At 40.7% G+C, this 23,386-nt stretch carries 23 protein-coding genes and 1 rRNA gene; 6 read left to right on the top strand and 18 right to left on the bottom strand.

Annotated features, from left to right (window positions below):
- The 6 genes from IC619_RS12130 to IC619_RS12105 form a co-directional block, all read right to left on the bottom strand.
- Positions 1 to 124 (bottom strand): 23S ribosomal RNA (locus tag IC619_RS12130); the annotation flags it as partial.
- 183 nt (positions 125 to 307) lie between these two features.
- Positions 308 to 1,330, bottom strand: a complete 1,023-nt coding sequence (locus tag IC619_RS12125; protein WP_347239794.1) for a cytochrome d ubiquinol oxidase subunit II — start codon at positions 1,328 to 1,330, stop codon at positions 308 to 310.
- Between the two features lies 1 nt (position 1,331).
- A complete protein-coding gene (locus IC619_RS12120) occupies positions 1,332 to 2,684 on the bottom strand; it encodes a cytochrome ubiquinol oxidase subunit I (RefSeq protein WP_191140207.1) in 1,353 nt (450 codons plus the stop codon).
- Positions 2,685 to 2,752: 68 nt separating this feature from the next.
- Entirely contained in the window at positions 2,753 to 3,100 is a 348-nt protein-coding gene (locus IC619_RS12115; RefSeq protein WP_191140208.1) for a VOC family protein, read from the bottom strand.
- Positions 3,101 to 3,111: 11 nt separating this feature from the next.
- Positions 3,112 to 4,149, bottom strand: coding sequence for an S-adenosylmethionine:tRNA ribosyltransferase-isomerase (locus IC619_RS12110; protein WP_191140209.1), 1,038 nt, complete (start codon positions 4,147 to 4,149; stop codon positions 3,112 to 3,114).
- Complete coding sequence (locus IC619_RS12105; protein ID WP_191140210.1) at positions 4,146 to 4,880, bottom strand: SDR family NAD(P)-dependent oxidoreductase; 735 nt, start codon at positions 4,878 to 4,880, stop codon at positions 4,146 to 4,148. The genes IC619_RS12110 and IC619_RS12105 overlap by 4 nt, the downstream gene beginning before the upstream one ends.
- Before the next feature lie 354 nt (positions 4,881 to 5,234).
- Here IC619_RS12105 and IC619_RS12100 point away from each other — a divergent pair, with 354 nt between their 5' ends.
- Together IC619_RS12100 and IC619_RS12095 are read left to right on the top strand one after the other, a co-directional pair.
- Positions 5,235 to 7,190, top strand: coding sequence for an alkaline phosphatase D family protein (locus tag IC619_RS12100; RefSeq protein ID WP_191140211.1), 1,956 nt, complete (start codon positions 5,235 to 5,237; stop codon positions 7,188 to 7,190).
- Between the two features lie 142 nt (positions 7,191 to 7,332).
- Positions 7,333 to 8,154 (top strand): CPBP family intramembrane glutamic endopeptidase, encoded by an 822-nt coding sequence (locus tag IC619_RS12095; protein ID WP_191140212.1) that lies wholly within the window; start codon positions 7,333 to 7,335, stop codon positions 8,152 to 8,154.
- Positions 8,155 to 8,166: 12 nt separating this feature from the next.
- Here IC619_RS12095 and IC619_RS12090 read toward each other — a convergent pair whose 3' ends face one another.
- From IC619_RS12090 to IC619_RS12045, 10 genes are all read right to left on the bottom strand, one after another.
- Positions 8,167 to 9,294: a 2-oxo acid dehydrogenase subunit E2 gene (locus tag IC619_RS12090; RefSeq protein WP_191140213.1), complete on the bottom strand. Its 1,128-nt coding sequence runs from the start codon at positions 9,292 to 9,294 to the stop codon at positions 8,167 to 8,169.
- Positions 9,295 to 9,309: 15 nt separating this feature from the next.
- Positions 9,310 to 10,287, bottom strand: coding sequence for an alpha-ketoacid dehydrogenase subunit beta (locus IC619_RS12085; RefSeq protein WP_191140214.1), 978 nt, complete (start codon positions 10,285 to 10,287; stop codon positions 9,310 to 9,312).
- Positions 10,288 to 11,355: a pyruvate dehydrogenase (acetyl-transferring) E1 component subunit alpha gene (pdhA, locus tag IC619_RS12080; RefSeq protein ID WP_191140215.1), complete on the bottom strand. Its 1,068-nt coding sequence runs from the start codon at positions 11,353 to 11,355 to the stop codon at positions 10,288 to 10,290. It lies immediately after the preceding gene.
- Between the two features lie 20 nt (positions 11,356 to 11,375).
- Positions 11,376 to 12,515 (bottom strand): Leu/Phe/Val dehydrogenase, encoded by a 1,140-nt coding sequence (locus IC619_RS12075; protein WP_249669844.1) that lies wholly within the window; start codon positions 12,513 to 12,515, stop codon positions 11,376 to 11,378.
- A gap of 310 nt (positions 12,516 to 12,825) precedes the next feature.
- Positions 12,826 to 13,617, bottom strand: coding sequence for an enoyl-CoA hydratase/isomerase family protein (locus IC619_RS12070; RefSeq protein WP_191140216.1), 792 nt, complete (start codon positions 13,615 to 13,617; stop codon positions 12,826 to 12,828).
- Between the two features lie 14 nt (positions 13,618 to 13,631).
- Complete coding sequence (locus IC619_RS12065) at positions 13,632 to 14,405, bottom strand: enoyl-CoA hydratase-related protein (RefSeq protein ID WP_191140217.1); 774 nt, start codon at positions 14,403 to 14,405, stop codon at positions 13,632 to 13,634.
- Positions 14,406 to 14,548: 143 nt separating this feature from the next.
- Positions 14,549 to 14,776: an AbrB/MazE/SpoVT family DNA-binding domain-containing protein gene (locus IC619_RS17375; protein ID WP_224749774.1), complete on the bottom strand. Its 228-nt coding sequence runs from the start codon at positions 14,774 to 14,776 to the stop codon at positions 14,549 to 14,551.
- 95 nt (positions 14,777 to 14,871) lie between these two features.
- Positions 14,872 to 16,020, bottom strand: coding sequence for an anti-sigma factor domain-containing protein (locus IC619_RS12055; RefSeq protein WP_191140219.1), 1,149 nt, complete (start codon positions 16,018 to 16,020; stop codon positions 14,872 to 14,874).
- A 24-nt stretch (positions 16,021 to 16,044) separates the two neighbouring features.
- Positions 16,045 to 16,752, bottom strand: coding sequence for a sigma-70 family RNA polymerase sigma factor (locus tag IC619_RS12050; protein ID WP_191140220.1), 708 nt, complete (start codon positions 16,750 to 16,752; stop codon positions 16,045 to 16,047).
- 348 nt (positions 16,753 to 17,100) lie between these two features.
- Entirely contained in the window at positions 17,101 to 19,059 is a 1,959-nt protein-coding gene (locus tag IC619_RS12045; protein WP_347239793.1) for an AMP-binding protein, read from the bottom strand.
- Between the two features lie 228 nt (positions 19,060 to 19,287).
- Here IC619_RS12045 and IC619_RS12040 point away from each other — a divergent pair, with 228 nt between their 5' ends.
- A complete protein-coding gene (locus IC619_RS12040) occupies positions 19,288 to 20,013 on the top strand; it encodes an alpha/beta hydrolase (RefSeq protein WP_191140221.1) in 726 nt (241 codons plus the stop codon).
- A gap of 29 nt (positions 20,014 to 20,042) precedes the next feature.
- Here IC619_RS12040 and IC619_RS12035 read toward each other — a convergent pair whose 3' ends face one another.
- Together IC619_RS12035 and IC619_RS12030 are read right to left on the bottom strand one after the other, a co-directional pair.
- Complete coding sequence (locus tag IC619_RS12035) at positions 20,043 to 20,873, bottom strand: hypothetical protein (RefSeq protein WP_213260906.1); 831 nt, start codon at positions 20,871 to 20,873, stop codon at positions 20,043 to 20,045.
- Between the two features lie 105 nt (positions 20,874 to 20,978).
- Complete coding sequence (locus IC619_RS12030; protein ID WP_191140223.1) at positions 20,979 to 21,422, bottom strand: BrxA/BrxB family bacilliredoxin; 444 nt, start codon at positions 21,420 to 21,422, stop codon at positions 20,979 to 20,981.
- 232 nt (positions 21,423 to 21,654) lie between these two features.
- Here IC619_RS12030 and IC619_RS12025 point away from each other — a divergent pair, with 232 nt between their 5' ends.
- Genes IC619_RS12025 through IC619_RS12015 form a run of 3 tightly spaced genes read left to right on the top strand, consistent with a single transcriptional unit; the run spans position 21,655 to position 23,336 of the window.
- On the top strand, positions 21,655 to 21,978 hold the full coding sequence (locus IC619_RS12025) for a PadR family transcriptional regulator (protein ID WP_191140224.1): 324 nt from the start codon (positions 21,655 to 21,657) through the stop codon (positions 21,976 to 21,978).
- On the top strand, positions 21,971 to 22,531 hold the full coding sequence (locus IC619_RS12020) for an HAAS signaling domain-containing protein (RefSeq protein ID WP_191140225.1): 561 nt from the start codon (positions 21,971 to 21,973) through the stop codon (positions 22,529 to 22,531). The genes IC619_RS12025 and IC619_RS12020 overlap by 8 nt, the downstream gene beginning before the upstream one ends.
- Complete coding sequence (locus IC619_RS12015) at positions 22,524 to 23,336, top strand: DUF4097 family beta strand repeat-containing protein (RefSeq protein WP_191140226.1); 813 nt, start codon at positions 22,524 to 22,526, stop codon at positions 23,334 to 23,336. The genes IC619_RS12020 and IC619_RS12015 overlap by 8 nt, the downstream gene beginning before the upstream one ends.
- Positions 23,337 to 23,386: the final 50 nt, after the last annotated feature.

Genomic DNA, 23,386 nt, shown 5'->3' with positions numbered 1-23,386 from the left:
GCCCCATTCGGAAACCCTCGGATCACAGCTCACTTACAGCTCCCCGAGGCATATCGGTGTTCGTCCCGTCCTTCGTCGGCTCCTGGCGCCAAGGCATCCTCCGTGTGCTCTTAGTAGCTTAACCTAAATGGTTTGATTACTCTTAAGATTACTTCTCCGGTGAATATATACTTGACATTTAAAAAAGACCAAGTGTATTTCATACAGCTTGTTTCCATATCTAATTTTCAAGGTGCGATTCATTTCAGCGTCGCTTGCGGCGACAAGAAATAATATAACACATCATAATATGACACGCAATACCTTTTTACTCTTTTTTTTGTAAATATCTGCGATCCTTTAAGAACAGCCGCCAAAAAATGAGAAAGCCAGGTAGCAAAATAGCCATACCCACGATTAACACACTAAGGAGAGAATAGAAAGTATCCAAGTTCGTAAAGGCATCATCTACTTTAAGATAAGGATAAATCATATAAGGAAGATGTGATTTCCCATATGCAAAAGTAGCAACCGCATATTGAGATGCAACAAATACCACAGCTACCCTCGGTTTACCCGTCTTCGACCACCACAGTGCCGAATAACCGATTACAAATAAGACAACCGAAAAGAGAAACCAACCCCGATTCGCTTCAAGATTAGAAATCAACCAAGCCGCTTCCGGTTCCATAAGCGGTACCGTCAATGCAGCCATCAAGAGCGATAAGGGACCAAACAAAATCGCTTGTTTCCGATAAATTTGATAAGCATCTCGTTCCTCTGATTCGCGTGCATAATCAGCCAAAAACAATGACGAAAGAAATAACTCAGAGGTCAGTCCAAATAACATATAAATGTATACTGAGGGACTACTTAACCACTTTGTCATTTGTAGGGTTTCATATCCTCCTTGAATTGTAACAAACCCACCTTCTGTGATCGGAAGCGCACTGATTAATAGTACAGGTACAAGCAGACCCGTCAAACCTGAAACCCACTTTAATGTCCTCTGAAACCCTTCCACTGAGTAGGAAAAAACCATAAATGAACTACGAAATAAAATCAAAATAAGAATCAAACTGAGAGGAACTAATAAGATGGTTCCAAACATAAAAGCAGCTTGTGGAAAAAAAGCGACAACGGCTACTACCATTAAGACCAGAATCGTATTTGTAATCTCCCAAGTCGGTGAAAGAAAGCGATTGGCCATGTTTCCTGCTTGTGTTTCATGATTACGATAGATCATAGCCCAGAAGCTGGCACCGAAGTCGACGGAACCAGCCATACTGTATATGTAAATCAAAATCCAAACGACGAGAATCGCGATGGAAGGCTCAATTGGCTTTACCACATTATCCCCCCTTTACAACCTGTGATTTAGAAAACTGTTCAATATCGTCCATTACTGGATGACGCTTGAAGTAAGAGATCATAACGATCGTGACCAGTACACTTAACACAGCATAAACGATTGCAAATAAGATCAGTAGAAATCCAACATGCGCTGCACGTGTAGCAGCTTCTGCTGTCGTCTGATATCCATAGATTGTCCATGGTTGTCGTCCACTACAGCTGAAAATCCAGCCGAACTCAATGCCTAGCATCGCAAGTGGCCCAGAAAATATAAAACTTCGCAATAACCACTTGGGATAATGTCGTTTCTTTTTCCAGCGATAATAAAGCCCTAATCCTGCCAATAACAGTAAGAGCGTACCAATTCCCACCATGACATTAAATAAGGTATGTACGTAAAAAGGTGGCCACGTTTCCTCGGGAAATTCATATAGACCTTTCACTTCAGTATCAAAACGATTTCCAGCAATAAAACTAAGCAAATAGGGAATTTCAATACCATATTTGACTTTGTGGGTTTCAGGATCAACGTATCCTCCGATAGCAAGCGGTGCATAACGTTGGGTTTCAAATAATCCTTCGGCTGCTGCCAATTTTTCGGGATTATGTTGCTGAAGGTTTTGTCCCGAACCATGACCCGATAAAGCTGTTAGCAAGGACATGAAAAAAGCAACTACAAGTGACAGCGTAAGTGCTTTATAGTGAAGTGATTTTGCTTGTGGTGGCGAATCTCGCTTAAGAAGGCGGTAAGCAGCAACGGATGCAACTGCAAATGCACCGACCATCAATGCACTCACACTCACATGATAAGAAGTTTGCAAAAAACTAGGGTTAAAAAAAGCTTTCCATGGATCCACATTATAGATGGTTCCATCAGCTGCCATGTCAAAGCCAGCCGGTGTATTCATCCAGGTATTGGCTGATGTAATTAAAATCGCCGATCCGATTGCCCCTAAAAACACAAGAAATACAGATAAAATTCTCATGTTGGGAGGTAACCGGTCAGCCGCATAAACATAAATAGATAAAGCTAATGCCTCTAGAAAAAAGGCAAAAATCTCAACTTGAAACGGAACAGAAATCACTTCTCCCACAATTTTCATAAACCCGGGCCATAGAAGCGATAGTTGTACCGCAACAATTGTCCCACTTGGTATCGCCACGCCCAGCAATATCGCCACACTTTTCGTCCAACGCTTGGCCATGATCGCATAATCGTTATCCTTTTTTAATTGATGCATCACCTCGCTCAGAAACACCATGAAAGATATTCCAATGCCCAGTGTAGCAAAAATGATATGGAAGGCGAGTGAAGTCCCAAAAAAAGCACGTGATAAAGTAACGGTATCCATAACAGTGCACCCCTCAAGTTTATCCTACACTTAGTTTGTGACTTCCCACCCAAAATATGTGAATCATTTTAAGTAAACTGAATCAGCTCAATCCATTCCGCATCCGGTCCCTGAATAAATGCGTTTTTCCATCCATTTTTGAGTGTAATCACATCTTCTATGATGCGCACATCTTCTTTTTTCATATCAACTAGAAGGGATTCAATATCTTCGATGGAAAACGCCATGTGAAGATCAGATCGATGACTGTTTAAGTTTGCGTTTTCGACTAATTCTATTATTGAATCCTGGTACTTTAAAAACACGATAGACTCATCTTGCAAAATAAATCTCCCTTCAACTTGATAGTGAAACCACTTCTGATAAAACGAGATAGATCGATCCAAATTTCGCACTTCAATCCCCACATGGTGCATCATTTCCCCTCCTACATCAGCAGATGGATATCACCAAATTCATGCCATAAATATTGATGCGTAAGTGCCTCTTTATACATTTTGGATAATTGTTTTGATCCTGTGAAAGCATTAAGTAGGTCAAGATGAGAAGCTTCTGGCTCATGAAATCCGGTAATCAATCCATCCACAACCGCAAGTTTTGTATGGGCATCGATTTTTACACAAGTTCTTCCTTTTTGAGCTTGAAGCTGACCACTCTCTTCGACCACACTTTCGAGTGCACGGACAACTGTTGTCCCAACAGCAATTACTTTTCCACCTTCTTTTTTTGTCTGTGCTATCGTCGCAATTGCCTCTTCTGCCACTTCATAATCTTCACAATTTCGTTCTGGTTTCATCACATATGAATCGTCTAAGTAATAGCTTAATCCGGTATGAAGGGTAAGAAAAACAATGTTTATTCCTTTTTTTCGCAAGGCAATTAGTAGCTCCCAGCTAAATGCACGCCCAGCGGAGGGAAGTTCGACTGATCCAGGTGTTGTAGCAAAAACGGTTTGATAATAATCTAAACTCCACGGCTTTTTGATATATTCATAGCGAATCGGCTCTCCCAAGCGATAAATTTGCTCATAGAATGCTTCCTTCTCTAGTGAAAATTTCACGGTTACTAGAGGGGAAGTAGCGTCTGTAGCGATTACTTCTGCTTTTAATTGTGATGAAAAAATCCATTCATCACCTACTCTCATCCCCTTTTTTACTGGTAGTACTTCCCATATTTGTTCACTTAATTGCTTGGCTAAACGAACTTCTAATCGCGCCACCAGCACAGATTGATCTCGTCTCCACTCTCCATACAACACAGCAGGAATCGTTCGACTCGCATTTAAGACAATGGTATCTCCTCGGTTTAGAAAATCGATTAATCGATCAAAGCGTGTGTGCTGACTATCTCCTGTTTTCCGATCTGAAACCATAAGTCCAACTTGATCACGCCTTATCCCTCTTCGTTCGGGTGGTGCAGTAGCATTCCGGTCATTTGGCAAGTGGAATAAGATAGGGGCTGTCATTTTGCATCCCTTCTTTCTGCTAACCACTTGGTTGCTTCAATCCGCTCACCACTTAAGTATTTGGCTTCCTTAGAGGCTAAGTATAAAAAAACGGGCGTAATGGCTTGGGGATCATTTAGTTCATAATCACAGTCTGGTACCGCAAGCGCATGCATATCTGTATCCATTTCACCGGGATCCACCATATAAATACGAATACCAGTTTCATCTAGCTCATCTGCCCAAGTTTGAGTCAGCCCTTCCAGTGCAAACTTAGAAATTCCGTAAGCTCCCCATCCAGCGAAACCAGTTCGTCCCGCTTCTGAAGTAACATTGATGATGACGCCTTGTTCTCTAATTAGCATCCCTGTTAACACCCTTTTGGTCACAAGAAATGGATTCATGCTATTGATACGCAGGACTTCTAGAAAGTCTTCTTCGGGAAAGTCCAGCAGATAGGGGGAGGGGCTAGGACCGAAAATAGAAGCATTGTTAATTAACACGTCAATTTGTCCAAATTTCTTCTCTGTCATTGCTACAAAACGGTCAACGTCACGATTATTTGCCATATCTCCTTGAACAGCTAACACTTCAACCCCTTGTCTTTTTAACTGACTAGCGAGTTCATCCAAACCATCTTGCCCTCTAGCTGAAACCGCTAATTTTGCACCTGCTTTTGCAAATGCCCATGTTAGTGCTTTACCTAAGCCTTTGGTAGCACCTGTAATCATAACCACTTGAGATTCATTCATCGTTTATTCCTCCTCATGTTTGTGTTGACAATATAGAAATACCCCTTTACATACTTTATAAACATATATGTTTATAAAGTATGTAAATTAAATGCGATTGGCTCTGTTGCTGCAATCATGGTAACTATTTTAAAGAACATGATATAATTCAAACATTCTAATAATTATTTTTATACATCCTCCAATAAAAACCCTATCTTTTTTCTGCTCATTTTTCTATCCACCATCGTGTTTATTAAGAATATATAAAAAAATGATGATTGTTTAAAATATAGATAGAGTTAAAATACATATTTTTGTATAATAAATAGAGTTAATTCGTTATTTATACATATCAAATAGGAGATTATCATAATGCCACAATCAAACTTTAATCACGAAAGACGAATATTTTTAAAATCTTTGTTAGCAGGCTCTGCTTTTTTAGTAACGCACAGCTTGGGCGGTGGACTTATATCCAAAGTGTTTGCAGAATCTGCAAGCGCGATAGAGCCATCGTATTTACCACACTATCCGATCGGAGAAGGCTTTTCACTCTCAGTTGCAAGCGGTGACCCGACTTCAACAGGTGCTATATTATGGACACGGGTTGATCCACAGGTAAGTAATGGCATTCGTCTTACCCAATTTAATCACGATCTTGTCGAATGGCTTGATTCCTCAACTTCTTCCTTAGATCCAGCTATTACCAGCTTCATTGAAAACGGTCAATTTGTTAAAGTCGAAGTTGCAAGCGACTCATCCTTTCAAAATGTTCAAATAAGTGGATACACCCCCATTTGGGAACAGTTCGACCATGTGGTCAAAGTAGATTTAGATGGATACCTTGATTCAAGTAAACATTACTACTATCGGTTTATTACACAATCCGGTCACGTCAGTCAGACCGGTCACTTTAAAACCCTACCCAAAGAAAATCATGCCATTGAAGCCGTAAAGTTTGCCTATGTAAGCTGTCAAGATTACACCAATGGCTATTACCACGCTTTCCATCATATCGCTGAAGAAGAGTTGGATTTTGTCATTCACTTAGGTGACTATATTTATGAAGCTGTAGGTGATCCTTCATGGCAAAACCCACTCAAAGATCGCAAGATCAAGCTACCTAGCGGCGGATTTTTAGCCCAAACACTGGCCGATTATCGTACCATTTACCGCAGTCTTCGCAAAGATATCAATCTACAAAAACTACATGAGAATCATGCGATGATCGCAACATGGGATGACCATGAATTTGCTGACAATGCCTACTATCCTGCTATTGCACCTGGAGAAGATGAGCAGTCAAACCCCACACGTCGCTTTGCCGCCAATCAAGCTTGGTTTGAATACATTCCCGCTCGTGTACATTTAGATCTTCGTAAAAACTATACGGACTTCCAGATTTATCGCTCTGTTAAAATCGGCAATTTAGCAGAGATCGTCTTGACTGACCAGCGCTTATACCGTAGCAGCCCACCATGTGGAGAGGATAATAATTTCACCAAAGGATGCGCCAATATATTTAACCCTAAACAATCGATTTTAGGTGAAGAAATTAGCGGTCAAAGAACGTGGTTCTTAGACAAGATGAAAACGTCTAATCAAACGTGGAAGATATGGGCCAATGCAGTACAATTCACGCCGTTATATATGCTAGGTAGATACGCCAATTTAGATGCCTGGGATGGATTTAGCTGGGAACGCGATTTCATCACCAAAGAATTAAAAGATGCTGGAATTCAAAACTGGATCACGCTGACGGGAGATTTACACACCTTCGAAGCGAATTTAATCAAGCAAAACTACAAAGAAGATAAAGATAGTGAAGCCGTTGGTGTAGAGTTTATGGTGGGAGCTGTCACCTCATTAAACTTTAAAGAGGCTATGTATAATGCCTTATCAAATGCAATGCCTTGGTCGGTACAAGCCCGCGATGATGTGACACCTCAATCACCTGAAACGACTCATTCTAGTCCCTTATCGGATGAAGCGATTAAAGAAATCTTAAAAGAGAAGAACGTGTATCAAAAAGTGGCCCAAGCACAAAGCAAATCACAAGCGATAAACAGCCAAAAATCTTTCTCACTCCCAGGTTTAATTGATTCTATTATCGACAAAATTCTCTCCACTGATATTTATCACGAAAATCCGTGGATCAAGTGCTTTAATAGCACGAAACATGGGTATTGTACGATGACGCTTACCGCAGATAAAGCGGTATGGAAAGCATATAGTGTCGGGAATATCAAAAAAGAGCAGCCACAAGATAAAGAAACCATTTTCAAATGCGAAGTTCCTGTTAATCAAGCTAAAATCAACTTAAAATAAGCCTGAAGAGCTGAGGTCATCTCAGCTCTTCTTTCTTGCAAAACTGTAAGGTAAATCTTATCTTTTGTCATCTAAATCGATCAGTAAATTTCAACTACACCGCTATACTTGAGCTATCTCAAGCAAACGGAGTTGAATAAATATGTTTAAAGATTCTACTTATCGAAACGTTACTTTATATGCACTACTTGTCATTGGACTTACTTTCATCCTGTTTTTATCCGAAATCCCCTTTCTAAAAATGCTGGGACAAATGATGCCATTCTTGGTTTTAATCCCGTTTCTCCTTTTTAGTAAACGCCCACATCGCTTTCGTGAATTAGGTTTGTCTCGTATTGGTCATTATCGATGGTATTTCGTTTCTCTAATCATCATCGGCTTACTCATCATTAGTTTTCTCTTGGCTTGGGTTACTGGCTTTATCCAGCTTCCTCCAGCTTCTCAGTTCCCAAATGGTATCGCCGACCATTCCGGACGATTCATCCTATTACTTAAAACCTTTTTCCATCCGGCCTTTTTCTTAACTCCGCTTTTATTCTCTTTGTTTGAAGAAGTAGGTTGGAGGGGATATCTACAAGCTCGTTTACAACCGAAACTAGGCCTTAATCGCACTGTGTTATATACCGCTTTGATTTGGACACTATTTCATCTCCCTTTTATCTTTATGGGTGGATACTACACTTCTGGACATTTCATTTTAAACACAGCACTATTTACGATTGCCGTTTTCATCTTATCCATCTTCATGGGCTACATGCGTGCGTATAGCCAGAGTTTATGGCCTGTCATTTTTCTCCATGCCGGCATTAACCATATACGCTCCTTTTTCGATATCTTATTTTACAATAAACAATCCAATTGGACTTATGTAACAGGAGAATCAGGGTTATACACACTGCTTTTATGGAGTGGACTTATCCTCTTGATCTGGTTGAAACAAAATAACCGCCAGCAGCTTTGCTAGGCGGTTATGCAATTAGACCCATTCACGTAAAAGTCTTGTTGGATCTTCTGTATAGTATTCGAGCGTATTGGTAAAACGGATCGCATCAGCACCATCAAGTACACGATGATCAAAGCTGAGCGAAACATTCATACGCCATCCGATCCCTAATTGCTCCCCTTCTACAACCGGTACGCGCTCTATCGGATGAAGTGCCGCAATGGCTACTTCAGGTGGGTTTATAATAGGTGTTGCCCAAGCACCTCCCAAGGGGCCCGTGTTACTAACTGTAAAAGTGCTGCCCGAAAGTTGTGCAGATGTACACTTTCCACTTTTGGCACTTTCGATTAATGCCCTTGCTTCCGTAGACAATTGATCCATATTTTTCGTCTCCACTTGGTGAAGTACAGGTACTAGTAATCCATTCTCAGTATCTGTGGCTAATCCGATTGACACAGAGGGATGGGGTATCACTTTCTGCTCTTGTTCATCGTAGTGCGCATTAAAAAGAGGATGCATTTGCAAGGTCTTTCCCATGATTTTCAAGAGTATGGGTAAGTAAGATAATTTATTTTGATCTTGGCTTTGTTTGTTTCGATAGTCGACAAGTCCATTTACATTTACAGTCGCAAAATGCGTAACATGTGGCTTTTGCTGGATAGACTGTTGTAAGCGCTGAGCAATCACACGTCTAGTTGGAGAAAGTTTGATGGTTGCATCCACAATATCCTCCTCCGTATTTTGCTGATTAAGCCAGTGATCGAGATCTTGATCTAGCACGCGGCCCGCAGGTCCAGTCCCCTTCACTTCCTCTAATGGAATACCCCTCTCACGAGCCTTGCGTCTTGTAGAAGGTGCAGCCAGTACACGTTTTGGGAGTATTTCATTTAAAACGTTTGATTCATCCTTTTCTTCTGTCAGGCTCTGTCCATCAATCTCATAAAGAATTGCCCCCACCGGTACAATCTCTCCTTCCGCATATTCTTGCTTAGTCAGAGCGCCCGTCGCTGGTGATGGTAATTCTACAATCGCTTTATCTGTTTGGACTTCTACTACCGGTTGATTTTCGGTAATGGGTTCCCCTACCTGAACCAGCCATTTTACGACTTCAGCCTCAGCTACTCCTTCGCCTACATCCGGTAATCGAAAAAGAACAGTCACACTCATTCCTCCCCACTAAAATGACATCACTTCCTGAATGGCTTTCAAAACCCGCTCCTGATGAGGGCGATACGTATCTTCTAAAGCATACATCGGCACTGGTGCATCATAACCGGTTACACGCTTGACTGGCGCTTCTAAGTATAAAAAAGCTTGTTCATTTATAATCGAGGTGATCTCAGCACCTAACCCCGCTGTTTTAGGTGCTTCATGTATAATCATGGCCCGACCTGTTTTTTTCACAGACTGAATGATGGTTTCTTCATCTATTGGAGATAAGCTCCTCAGATCAATCACTTCACAAGATATGCCAAGTTGTAAAGCTTGCTTTGCAGCCGCTTCTGTTACTGGCACCATCGTTCCCCAGCTAATCAACGTCAAATCATCACCTTCACAAACTCGTCTAGCTTCACCTATCGGAATTTCATACCATCCCGCCGGTATCTCTTCTTTAATCGACCTGTAAAGTTGCATGGGCTCAAGAAAAAGAACAGGATCTGGGTCCCGAATCGCTGCCAGCAGTAATCCTTTTGCATCTTTTGGTGTCGAAGGGGTTACCACCTTTATACCTGGAATATGTGTAAACAAGCTTTCGGTTGAGTCACAATGTAATTCGGGTGCTCGAATCCCGCCCCCATATGGCACACGCACGACTACAGTGGCTGGATACGCCCCTTGCGTACGAGTCCGTAATCGAGCCATATGCGTAACAATTTGCTCCATCGCCGGATATATAAAACCCATAAATTGTATTTCTGCAACCGGTTTTAAACCATTAATCGCCATACCGATGGAAGCCCCTATGATCGCAGCTTCAGATAAAGGCGTATCGATGACACGCTCATCACCAAATTGCGCCCATAAACCCTCCGTAGCACGAAAAACGCCTCCGTTTTTACCCACATCTTCCCCTAATACGATCACTTCATCATGCTGAGCAAGTGCCTCATATAAGCCACTTTGAATTGCCTGTACCATTGTAGATGGGGACATTCATCTTTCCTCCCTTAGTTCTGCTTGTTGTGCTTTTTCTTGCTTGGATAACTGAGCAAAAAGATGCGTAAATACATGCTCCGGTGGAAGAGGTGTGAGTGATTCAGCTTCACGAATCGCTTGATCTATCTTTTCGTCACATTCTTTCCTCCAATCTTCATCCTCTCTTTCATCCAATAATCCATCAAGAACAAGTAGCTTGCGGTAGCGTGCGATAGGATCACGCTCTTTGATCCATTCGTCTACCTCTGCTTGGGGGCGATAGCGTCTAGCATCATCAGCAGTCGTATGTGATCCTTTTCTATAGGTGACCGCTTCTATGAGTGTAGGCCCCTCACCTCGCCGAGCTCGCTCGATAGCTCGTTTGGTCACATCATATACGGCTAATACATCATTACCATCTACACGATATCCCGGAAAATTGTAAGCCTTCGCTTTTTCAGCTACTGTTTCGGAAGCAGATTGTCTTGAAAATGGGACACTGATGGCATACCCATTATTTTGACAAAATAAAATAACAGGGACTTGAAAAACACCTGAAAAGTTACAGGCTTCATGAAAATCCCCTTCAGATGTGGCACCGTCACCAAAGTAAGCAATCGCAATCTCTTTCTCTTTTTTTAATTTTGAAGCCCAAGCTGCGCCCACCGCATGTGGAATTTGGGTTGCAATCGGAACCGCTGGTGGTAAGACACGAACATCAGTTGGAGCTTTACAGCCTTCAACACGCCCCATCCAATATAAGAAAATTTGGGTAAGAGGCATTCCTTGAACTAAAGCAACACCATGTTCGCGATAACTAGGAAATACAAAGTCTTGGGCTGTCAGTGCATACGCACTCCCTACTTGGGCAGCTTCCTGTCCTTCCAAAGGTGCATAGGTCCCAATACGCCCTTGTCTTTGTAACAAAATGGCTCTGCGATCAAATGAACGGATATACACCATCCATTGATAAAACTGCTTTTTATCTCGATCCGACATTTCTTCCCAGATTGCTGCACCTGCCTCTGTTAGTTGACCCTCTATCGACACATATTGTATCCAATCCTTCTCTAATTGCCCGAGCAAATGCGATCCCCCCTATGATCTTAACGATCGAATCCCAATAAAATCCGACGTAAATCCGCTACTTTTTCCATTTTTTCGTTTACCAAACGATCAGCAGCTCGTGTAGTCGAAATTTTTTCTTGATGAGAACGCTCATAAATTTGTAGGAGCATCTCATAAATTGCTGTTGTTTTAGCCATTACTCTCGCTTCATCGTATCCTTCTAATTCATCCGCCACCTGTATGAGGCCCCCAGCATTTACAAGATAGTCAGGAGCATATAGTATCCCTTTTTCAAATAAAAGATCTCCATGATAAAGCTCATCTAATTGATTATTCGCAGAACCCACAATTGAATGACAATTCAATTCATGAATAGACCGGTCATTAATGACTCCGCCTCGTGCACATGGAGAGAAAATATCACAGCTCTCACGATGAATATGTTCAACTTTGCTAATACGTAGATGATCCTTATATTTCTCTTTTAGTTCTTTACATTTTTGCTGATTCAAATCAGCAATAATACAAACAGCACCTTCGGCGATCAGTGCATCTAAGAGTTTAATACCTACTTTTCCGATGCCTTGGATCGCAATTGTACGCCCTACTAGATCATCCTGACCCCATAAATGTCTTACAGTTGCACGAATCCCCTGTAATACACCTAGTGCCGTCGGAATGGATGTATCTCCACTACCGCCATGTGTGCTGGGTAATCCCACAAAAGAGTTAGATTCTCTCTTCGCATAGATAAAATCTTCTGGTTCTGTTCCCATATCGGTACCCGTAAAAAATCGTCCACTTAACCCGCCTACAAAGCGTCCCACCGTTCGAAACAATTCAGGTGATTTATCTGTAAGTGGATCACCAATAATCACCATTTTGCCCCCACCAAAGTCGACGTCTGCTAATCCACACTTATAAGTCATTCCTTTTGAAAGACGTAAAACATCTTCCAAGGCTTCTGAGGTAGTGCGATAGGGAATCATTCGACATCCACCTAAAGCAGGGCCCATCGTTGTGTTATGAATTCCAATAATCGCTTTAAGTCCAGTAGGTGCATGCCGACAAAAAATCACTTGTTCATGGCCATAAATATCCATTTGTGCAAAAATATCTCGCATTGTGGCTTCTTGACTTTCGTTCTTAGCCACATCATTCACATCTACACTACTCATATGCAACTCCCCCATCATTTTCAAAGATAGAGACGAACATAGCGTTTTAAGGAGTGTTATCACAAAATAACACTCCCATTTGTTGACCTTGCCTCCGGCTTGTCGATTTGCATGATTTTTCTATTTTAGCATCGTGTATTATCTTCTCCATGCACTTTCATCTTGCAAACCAACTGAAAAGACCGCTGCACCAAACTCCCTGTCGGTCTGACCTTCAGGTTTTGGCTACGTGAAGCACACTTCCTCATTTAGGTTAATCGACACGACTCACTTTACCTATATCTTATGTCAGCTAAAAAAGGGCGTTCCCCTATTTCCCGCGATATTTTGGGAAACGTTTTTCGGCAAAAGCTTGTACTCCTTCAAGGAAATCATGTGTCTTCCCAGCTTCATCTTGCACAACAGCTTCATACTCTAAAGCGTCTGCAACATTAAGCTCGGCACCACGATATACGGCCTGCTTTGTAAGTCCAATGGCCTTAGTAGGTCCTTGTGCTAGCTTTTTAGCAAATGCAAGTGTAGCGGGCAACAATTGGTCTTGTGGCAATACTTGATTAGCAATTCCCAACTGTAAAGCTTCTTCTGCCGTAATATCTTTACCTGTAAACATCAGTTCCATGGCTTTACCGACACCGACAAGACGTGGCAAGAAGTAGCTAGAGCCTGTATCTGGCGCTAAACCAATCCGTACAAACGCTTGCACCATTTTACTTTCAGCTGCTACAAATCGCATGTCACAAGCTAAAGCTAAACTAAATCCAGCGCCTGCTGCAATACCATTTACAGCTGCAATGATTGGTTTACGTAAATTGACCATTTGCATCACAAGTGGGTTATATCTTTCTCTTACTGGACCCCCCAGTGAAATCTCTTCACCACTCTGTAAAATGGAAACATCCTTTAAATCTTGACCAGAACAAAATGCCTTTCCTTCACCTGTGAGTACCACAGCACGAATCTCATCATCATTTTCAATTTCCGTCAATTTTTCTGATAAAGTACTAAGTAAATCTTGATTAATCGCATTAAATACTTCTGGACGATTTAAGGTAAGAATCCCTACGCCATCTTGTTTACTTAACTTTACAACTTCTGCTGACATGGTAAAACCTCCTATTATTTCCCTTGAAATGTCGCTTTTCTTTTTTCAACAAAAGCATCCATGCCTTCTGTTTGGTCTTCAGTTGCAAATAACAAATAAAAAGCATGTTGCTCAAACTGTAGTCCTTCTTCTAGTGTGAGATCATTTGCTTTGTAAACCGCTTTTTTGGCAAGCTGTACAGCGAGTGGTGGTCTTGCAGCGATTTTCAACGCCAATTGATTCGCTTCCGCTGCCAGATCATCAACCGGTACAACTTTATTGATCAAACCGGCATGTAAAGCTTCTTCAGCCGAAAGCATTTCCCCAGTCAAAATCAACTGTAAGGCACGTTTTTCACCTAGTGCACGTGTAAGTCTCTGCGTACCACCTGCTCCCGGAATAACCCCAAGATTAATCTCTGGTTGACCAAACTTTGCAGTTTCGGAGGCAACAATCAAATCACAACACATCGCTAACTCACAGCCACCACCTAGAGCAAAGCCACTTACAGCTGCAATGATTGGCTTTGATATTTGCCGTATTCGTCCCCAATCTGCAAAAAAAGCGTTTCGCATGAAGTCTGTGGGTGTAGCAGCCCGTAACTCTTCAATATCTGCACCGGCTGCAAATGCTTTTTCATTACCCGTCAGGATGATCACACGAATTTCTTCGTCCTGGTCAAATCTGTCCATCACATCCGCTAATTCTCTTATCAAATCAGAGTGAAGTGCATTCAAGACATCAGGTCTATTGAGCCGAACATGACCCACTGCTCCCTGTTTTTCAAATTTGACAAAGTGATCTTTCAAGCGATCTCCCTCCCACTTGAAGTAAGCGTTTTCAGGATACTTTTTTAAATAATATTTTTATTCAGAGCACACATCTCCATTTTACCAAACAAGCGGTTGTTTGTCAGTTTTGTGATAAAAAAAGAAACAACACCCGTTGTCCCTTAGTTTTTTACATATCCTGCTATGTCTTCAATGCATACCTGACAAAGAATTTTTTCTTTATATGCGATCAGATACGCATTTTGATCGCACAAGACACATTTTCTAGGCATATATTTTTCAATGATTATTTCTTGTCGATCTAGATAGATTTCCACCCCATCTTGTGAATAAAGATCTAGAAACTCCCTTATTTGTTTTGGAAGCACAATTCGACCTAAACCATCCATGTGACGAATTATCCCTATCCCTTTCACCTGACTCAATTCCTCTCTTTCTGCTAAAAGCTGTACGGGGAGATGTCAACTAAGCAAAGGGAGAAATTTTAAAGAATAGGGTCGTCTGAAATCGTCTGATCACTCTGATTGGGTTTTTCTTTAATCTCCTCAGGCTCTGTAGGTGTTGGTTTTACAGGATCAATCGTACCTTCCGGTTCGCGTTCTTTCGGTTCCTCTGTTTTTGGCTCCTCTGTATGAGGTTGATTGGACTCACCTGGTTCAACCACCGGATCATTTGCAGGCTCTGTCGTATTCTCTTTCTGCTTCACATCTGTTTTTACTTCTTCAGATGTATTGGGCTCTTCCGGCTTAGGATCCTCAGAAGCATCTTGGTTTGGAAGATCTGTTACACCTGCTTTTTGCTCATTTTTAATCTCTTTGGCTGTTTCTTCAATTTCATCCTTGGAAATCAACTCTTCCCACTCATGCTCTGAGGAAGGTGGGTTTTTAATCACTTCAGAGATTTGTTCACTATCAGCAGTCCACTCCGCAATCGATTTATCATCAATCTCTTCAATGGACTTCACTTTTCCTTCTTTTTTTGCCATCACATACATGAGATAGGTTGTAGGTGAAATACCCGTTTCTTTTGCACCTTTTTTTAAGTCTGTAGGGGCGTTTAATGTATGCACACTAAGACCTAATTCTTTTTCATTTTCAATTTTTTTCTGGATAGAAGACTGTACTTCATCTAAGTCTGGTTTCTTTTCATCCGCGTCACTAATGCCTGACACCACGACTTGATCACGTGCAAGTACCTTTCCAGTCTCTTTATATGTCTTCAGAAATACGATGGCAAAATCTTCTACTCCATCATCTTTCCAATCTATCTTTTTTAAAATTTGCTCCGCTTCTTTGTTTAGTGGCTTCACATTGCGGATCTGATTCTCATCATCTATTTCAATTTCAATGCTTGGTTGTACATCTAGGTAAATATAGCTACTCGCATGTACTTGTTCATTTGAAAAAAATCCAGGAATAATGAGGAATAACCCGATCATAACTGCCGTAGCAATAGAAAGGCCTTTAAATACAAGTGAAGGTCGCGGGAATTTTCGCCGCTCTTCTTGTACGATTTCAATTTCTTCACCAAGCTGCGCAAACCTCTGTCTGGGCACAGTTACAAAATTACCATCTGGAGTGAGCACGATATAATGCTTACCCTTGATCTCCATGATGATTCCTTTGGCTTTCAACGATGAGCGCTCCTTTCTCAATGATCAAATGCCAATGTAATGTCGAATGTAAAAAAAGTCTTCTTTAATTAAAATCGTTAAAGCAATAATATAGACACGGTGACGACTTAGTGTACGCCGATTTACTCCCAAAGCTTGCACACGTTCTTTAGGAATTCTTTTTTTGAGGCATAATTTTTCGAATGTATGCATGTCTTTTGCAAGGAGATTGGCAACTTGTCGTAAATGATTTCGTGTATCTACATGCTTTGGTGCTTTTTTTACTAATTGCGACATGTTTAGTCCATACTTTGCCAATGAAGCACTATATTCTTGTACTTCCATTTGACGTAATGCTGACAAATTTTCTTCATCATGTTGGGCAAATGATCTTCCTATCATTTCTGGATGACTATCAACGTCCCCCAACTCATCTGTAGGTGTTAATGATGTCAACTGCCGATGCTTTCTTTCCTGTCTAAAGTAGTCGATCAATCGTCTCTGAGCGACCTGATTTGCAAATGTGAAGAAAGTAGACTGATGTTTTTCATCGAAATCCTCAATTGCTTCATTTAAAGCATTGTAACAAATCATGTACTCATCATCTTGCTCTGTAATGATACGCTTGCATATGCGTGATGCGATTCTGCGAACATTTGGTTCTAGTTCTTTTAAAAGCTCATTTCGATGTTCAGGCAAGTTAGTCTCTTGTACTTGTCTGACGCGTGTATCTAAGTCGATTCCCTGAAGCATGCAAAACCGACACCTCTCCCTAATTAATTATTCGTATACATTTCCTTTTTTGTGTCCACTTCAACAACATTTATATATAGTAACACGTTCTTAGCGCAACGTCCGCAAAAAAATATAATTTATACAAAAAAATAAGACTAATATGTAAGTGAACGCGTTTCAGACAAGGCTGAAACATCGGGGAACCAGGTGGTGACTCTACTCCACCTGATAAAAGCCCTACTTATAGAAGTGAGGGGCTTAACCCACCCTAATGATGAAAAGGCTGAATTCCACATAAAAATATTCCTAGGTTCGTTTCGACCTAGGAATAAGAAAGGTGTATGATCTGCGTATACGATTAAGTTGTTAAGTTCGATACGGGCTTATTTGTTGCACGTAGTCTATGGTAGATATTTTTTCAAGTGAAGACAAATCACCCATATCATTTCCGAGATAAGCATTTTTAAGCACTCTCCGCAGGACTTTTCCATTTCTTGTTTTAGGGAGCTCTGGAATAATATAAACTTGTTTGGGTTTAAGTGCTTTTCCAAGTCGCTCAGCAACAAACTGTATTAAAGTGGATTGTAATTCAAGATGCGCTTGTTTGCTTTCCTTTATCACTACAAAGCAAACCGCTACCTCCCCTTTCTCCCGATCTGGGACACCGATCGTTGCGGCTTCCAATACAATCGGATAATCGACTAAGACAGACTCCATTTCGGCTGGTCCAAGACGCTTACCCGCTATTTTTAATGTATCATCTGATCGCCCGGTAACATACCAATATCCCGTACTTGCCTTAACCACCCAATCTCCATGCACCCAGATTTCTGGCCATCGCTTCCAGTATGTGTCCACATAGCGCTCGTCTGCTTTCCAGAAACTATTTGTCATCCCCACCCATGGCTGTTTAATGACTAGTTCTCCTACTTGATCCGTTACAGCATTACCTGATTCGTCCCAAACATCTACATCCATACCGGGTAAAGGACCTGAAAAACCACAAGGCACAATCGGTTGAATCAGTGTATTACCTAAGATTCCACCCGATATTTCTGTCCCTCCTGAGTAATTAATAATCGGAATGCGCTTTTGACCTACCCGCTCAAATAACCAAAACCAGGGATCAGGATTCCATGTCTCTCCTGTAGAACCCAATACCCGGACCTTACTTAAGTCGTGTAGTTGTAGATAAGCTTCATCTTGTTTCATTAGTGATCGAATTAAAGTAGGAGAAATTCCTAAATGGGTTACACCATGTTTTTCACATAGATCCCACAATCGTGCAGGCGTCGGATAATCAGGTGTTCCCTCAAATATGAGCATCGTACCTTTGTTTAGCAATGAAGCAAATACCATCCAAGGCCCCATCATCCATCCCATATCTGTAAACCAGAACAAGATATCTTTCGGTTTGAAATCAAACCCATAAGCAGCATCAAACGCTGCTTTAATCGGAAAACCAGCGTGTGTGTGTACGGTTCCTTTCGGCTTTCCAGTCGTACCCGATGTATAGATGATCATAAATGGATCGGAGGCATTCATTACAGTGGCCGAAAGCGGTTTCAAATCTTGCGAAAGTTGCTCCCAGTCAATGTCTCTTTTATCATGCCACGGACAGGCGCGATTTAAGCGTTTCACTACGATCACTTTTTCAATTGAAGGTGAGCTGATCACAGCACGATCTGCTTCCTCTTTCATCTTTACGATTTTCCCGCGACGCATAAATCCATCCGCAGTAATTAATACTTTGGCTTCACATGATTGGATTCTGGTTGCAACCGCATCTGCTCCATATCCAGAGAAACAAGGAGTAAATATCGCTCCGATTTTGGCAATCGCTAACATGGCAACTACGTTTTCAGCAATCATAGGTAGATAAATCGCAATCCGGTCCCCTCGTTCAATTCCAATTGATCGGAGCCCTCGGGCAAAACGATCCACCTCTTTTGCTAATTTAGCGTAGGTGTAAGATACAACTTCTCCATCCTCCCCTTCCCAAATCAGCGCCTGCTGATGCTGTAGCACGGGATCTAAACAACTCGAAGTGATGTTTAGTTCACCACCGACAAACCATTCTGTCCATGGTACCCTGCGACCTATTTTTCTTACATGTTGATAAGGAGTCAGCCATTCTATGCCCAAATCGGTTACCGCTTCATTCCACAACCAATCAATATCACGAATCGAGGCTTGATAAAATACATCATACGAGTCAAAACCTAATTTTTGCATCCATTGATATAATCTAGTCCTTTGTATATCTGCACTTTGTGGCATCCACACGGGTTGATCCATATTCATTTGAGCTTCATCCTTTCGCAAAGTTTCATATCCCCTTTATTTTAAATCTATTCCTATTATTTGGTCAAAAATCCAATTACGTAATACGGTATATATAAACCTTACCAAAATCGACAACATCCGCGATTCATATTCCTGTATAGTAGTTAATACAATTAATGAATGCTTGCGACCAAGATATACTTATGTAAAAAAGGGTAAGACTATTAAAAGTACCCACCAAGTCTAAGAAACGTTGGGATGAATCAAATGCAAACAACAAGCCAAAGAACCATAAAAAAAGAAGTATTACAAAGTACAGCTTTAAATGAAACAAAAGAGATATTAATTTATTTACCTCCCGGTTTCCAAGCCGATCAAGATTATCCAGTACTTATTCTTCATGATGGTACCGACTATTTTAATTTAGGTCGTATCGTCACGCAGGCCCATACCATGATTCAAAATAAAGAAATAAAACCGGTAATGCTAGTTTCCGTTCCAATAAATAAAGAAATTCGCACAGACACATACGCACCAAAAGGAAGCAAACACCAGGCACATATCCATATGATTGTGAATGAACTTCTTCCCCTTTTACAGGATCAGTATGGGGTTTCTCCACTATCCAGTACATTTGTGATCGGTGGATCCTCACTTGGGGCAACTGTATCTCTACAAATCGCTTTAGCCTATCCTGAGCTATTTCACAACATCTTATCACAGTCAGGTGCTTTTTCAGAAGAGACCAAGGAAACCATTTTAAAATCCTCTTCTCTCAGCCATTTTAAGATCTATCAATCCATTGGCAAATCAGAAACATCCGTACCTACCCACCTGGGCAAGCTAAATTTTCTTACAAGAAACCGTGAAGTATTTCGATTACTAGAAGAAAAGCGAGCTAATGTTCAATACGTAGAAGCTGAAGGTGATCATACTTGGGGTTTTTGGCAACGTGATTTGACAGCTGCCCTCTCCTTTTTCTTTAAGTACTAAAGCAAGCGCCAGTCATCTTAACTGGCGCTTCATTCTTCTTTTTTTCGCTGAACGAAAGTCAATTGCTCTACAGAACGAGACAATCTTGGCGATGGATATTGCTCATATTGATAAACCGACTCATACAAAATCACCATTAAACTAGAACGCATCTTTTTGCGTGTATGTTTATAAAATTTAGCTGGATCCGACCCGTATCTCTTAATGTGATGATGGAGTCTACGCAGATGTTTTTTTATAATATGAATAAAAGCATCTGTAATACGCCAAACCTTAATATGCGCCGTACGCTCCATAAAGTGAAAATAGCGCTCTTCAATTTCCTCTATCGCACCCTGTTCAAAATCTTGAATCCACGACTTAGCCAATGGTTTACGTAGCGTTTCCTCCCAGATACGCTTACTATACGAGGTAGGTTGAAATAACCACAAATAAAACAACCCAAACCAAGCTTGTTCCTTTGTATTTCCCTGCTCGAGAGAAGGAAAGCGTTCGAGTAGCCACTGCTTATCATCCGCTTGATCTAAAACCGTCTGCCAAATGTCTAAAATAAGGGGTGAAATAATCGATGTTGGCTTTATGATTGAAAACATAAGCACGGTTCGTTTCCATTCAAACCAACTACTTTCCCATTCTTGTAAGCTCAGCTGATAATCCTCCATGATTTTGGTTTGAACATCTGTGATCCTAATATCCTCCAGTAGATGATCCATTTCCTCCATTAACAAGTACAGCTCTTTATCGACTGGTGTGGCATGTTGTCGTAAACCAAGCTGAGGGAGTATCGTAGAAGTTGACTTTACATTTTTACGTGCAGACCGATATAAGATATTGACGAGTATAATAATCCCTATAAACAATGCGACTAGAAAAAAAGCGATAATCTCTATATTTGTCCTCCCCTCTCATATGGAAAGAACCCTTTCGTAAAAAAGGGTTCTTTCAGGATCTAGGTGAGTCACACCTTAATTACAATATTTATCATAAGCATCCGTTAAGTTTTTAGCAATATCCTCTAGTGCTACGTTTTCAATTTCATGACGATGTACCATATGTACAAGTTTACCGTCTTTCATGAGGACAAATGAAGGTGAGGAAGGTGGCTGTCCTTCAAAATATTCGCGCGCACGTGCGGTCGCCTCTTTATCTTGTCCGGCAAATACCGTATAAAGATGATCGGGTGTTTGATCATTTTGAAGAGAGTGAGCTACACCAGGACGTGCAAGACCCGCCGCACAGCCACAAACTGAATTCACTACAATTAGGGCGGTGCCTTTCGCGCCTTCTCCTTTTAATGCAGCATCCACTTCTTCTGTTGTTCTTAATTCTTTTATGCCAAGCTGTGTCAGCTCATCTCGCATCGGTTGTACCATCATTTGCATTTGTTGAAAGTAAAAGTTTTGAGACATTGTAATCCCTCCTTATTCCATATTGTATCCAAACCTTGCGTAATCGTCTACATCTTGAAAAAGTTTCAATTCAAACACTACTGCCTCCATAAACTCCACCTTGATCCTCAATGCCTATTTATTGTATAATGTTAAAATCAGTACCTTGCAATAATTAATACTAAGTGATATACTATCTTTAGATGATGTATATTTATCCCATGTAAACACATTTAATATTAGGTGATGAAAATTGAATATTCAATTTAAAAAGGGGATTTTGGAGCTCTGTGTCCTTGTATTATTAAATCAAAAAGATCGGTATGGTTATGAACTGGTCCAAATGATATCTGATCAAATCCAAATTTCAGAGGGGTCTGTATACCCTTTACTCCGACGACTTACCAAAGAATCCTACTTTACCACTTACTTGAAAGAATCCAACGAAGGGCCGCCTCGTAAATACTACCAACTCACCTCCTTAGGAAAAGAAAGACTGGAAGCATTAACAGCTGAATGGACTCAGTTTTCGCAAGGTGTCAATCAAATTCTTAAAGAAGGTGGTAACAATGAATAAGGATCAATTTTTACAAAAGTTAGACACACTAATCAAAGTGTTACCTCCAGACGAACGACAAGACATTTTACAAGATTACAAAGAATATTTTTTATTGGGAACCGAAGCTGGAAAAACGGAAGAGCAGATTGCATCATCACTTGGATCTCCAAACCAGATTGCAAAAGATCTGTTAGCCTCTTATCATGTTGATCAAGCTGCTAATAAAGCCACTTCACGTAACATCATGCGTGCCTTATGGTCAGTTATCGGGCTGAGTTTTCTTAATTTTTTTATTATATTAGGCCCAGTCATTGTCCTGTTTGGTATTGTTTTTTCTGGTTGGCTTTTAAGCTTTGTACTATGTATCACCCCTTTGCTCGCTTTAATCAATCTGGTTAGTGAGCTTGCCCCTTTTCAAACTTTCGACTTGTTTATCTCATTCATTTTATGTGGATTAGGTTTGTTTATGATTATCGCTATGGTTTACACAACTCGAAAATTGTTTAGCTTACTGATTCGTTATTTGAGATTTAATATTTCCTTTATAAAGGGTGGGGTTAAAAATGCGTAACTGGCGAATTATACTATCCGTTTTTGCACTATGTATCATAGTGGTTGGTGTAGGAGGAGCTTTGGTAACAGCACTGAGTACGGACACTTATCAGTCCTACTCGGAAGATCAAGTGATAGAAAGTAAGGACATTGATCATATTAAAATTAATACCGATTCAGCTCGTGTAACCATCACCCAGACAGACAAACCCAACATCCAAATTCTCGTATCAGGTAAAGGCGATAAATTTTTAAATAAGCGGTATGATGTCACCTCAGTCCAATCAACACTCGACATTCAATTAAAAGTGGATCCCATAAATAGATGGGCTAACTTCACCTCTATTCATACTCCTACCTATCTCGAAATAGGTTTACCCGCTAAACTCTACCAGTCGATCCATATTCGCAACGAAAATAGTGGGATCGAAATCCATGATCAAGAAATCCAAGAAGTGAATGCAATCGCAGTAAACGGCCGTGTACAATTAGAAAATATCGTTGCAAATACCGTTGAAGCTCGTTCTGTCAATGGTGGTATTGAACTTAATCAAGTCGATGGAATCTTAAGTGGAAGAACAACAAATGGAAGCCTTTCTGTTATAACAACACATATCAATAAAAAGATGACCCTTACTTCAACGAATGGTAGTATTCGTATTCAAACAGAAGAGGAACCTGAGCACGCTACATTTATCACAGAAACAGATAATGGACGCGTTGATTTATTTGATAAATATAAGAAAAGTGCAGTCTTAGGAAATGGAGATCCGCAAATCGAATTATCTACTGTGAATGGAAGTATCACCGTTTCCAAAAAATAAAAAACTTGATGTTAGAGATATTTGATTGAATATTCAAAATTATTATGGAT

The sequence above is a fragment of the Polycladospora coralii genome, from assembly GCF_014773435.2.
In the GTDB taxonomy this organism is placed as follows: domain Bacteria; phylum Bacillota; class Bacilli; order Thermoactinomycetales; family Thermoactinomycetaceae; genus Polycladospora; species Polycladospora coralii.
Note: the sequence above shows the minus strand (reverse complement) of the source record. Positions and strands in the feature narration are given on the sequence as shown.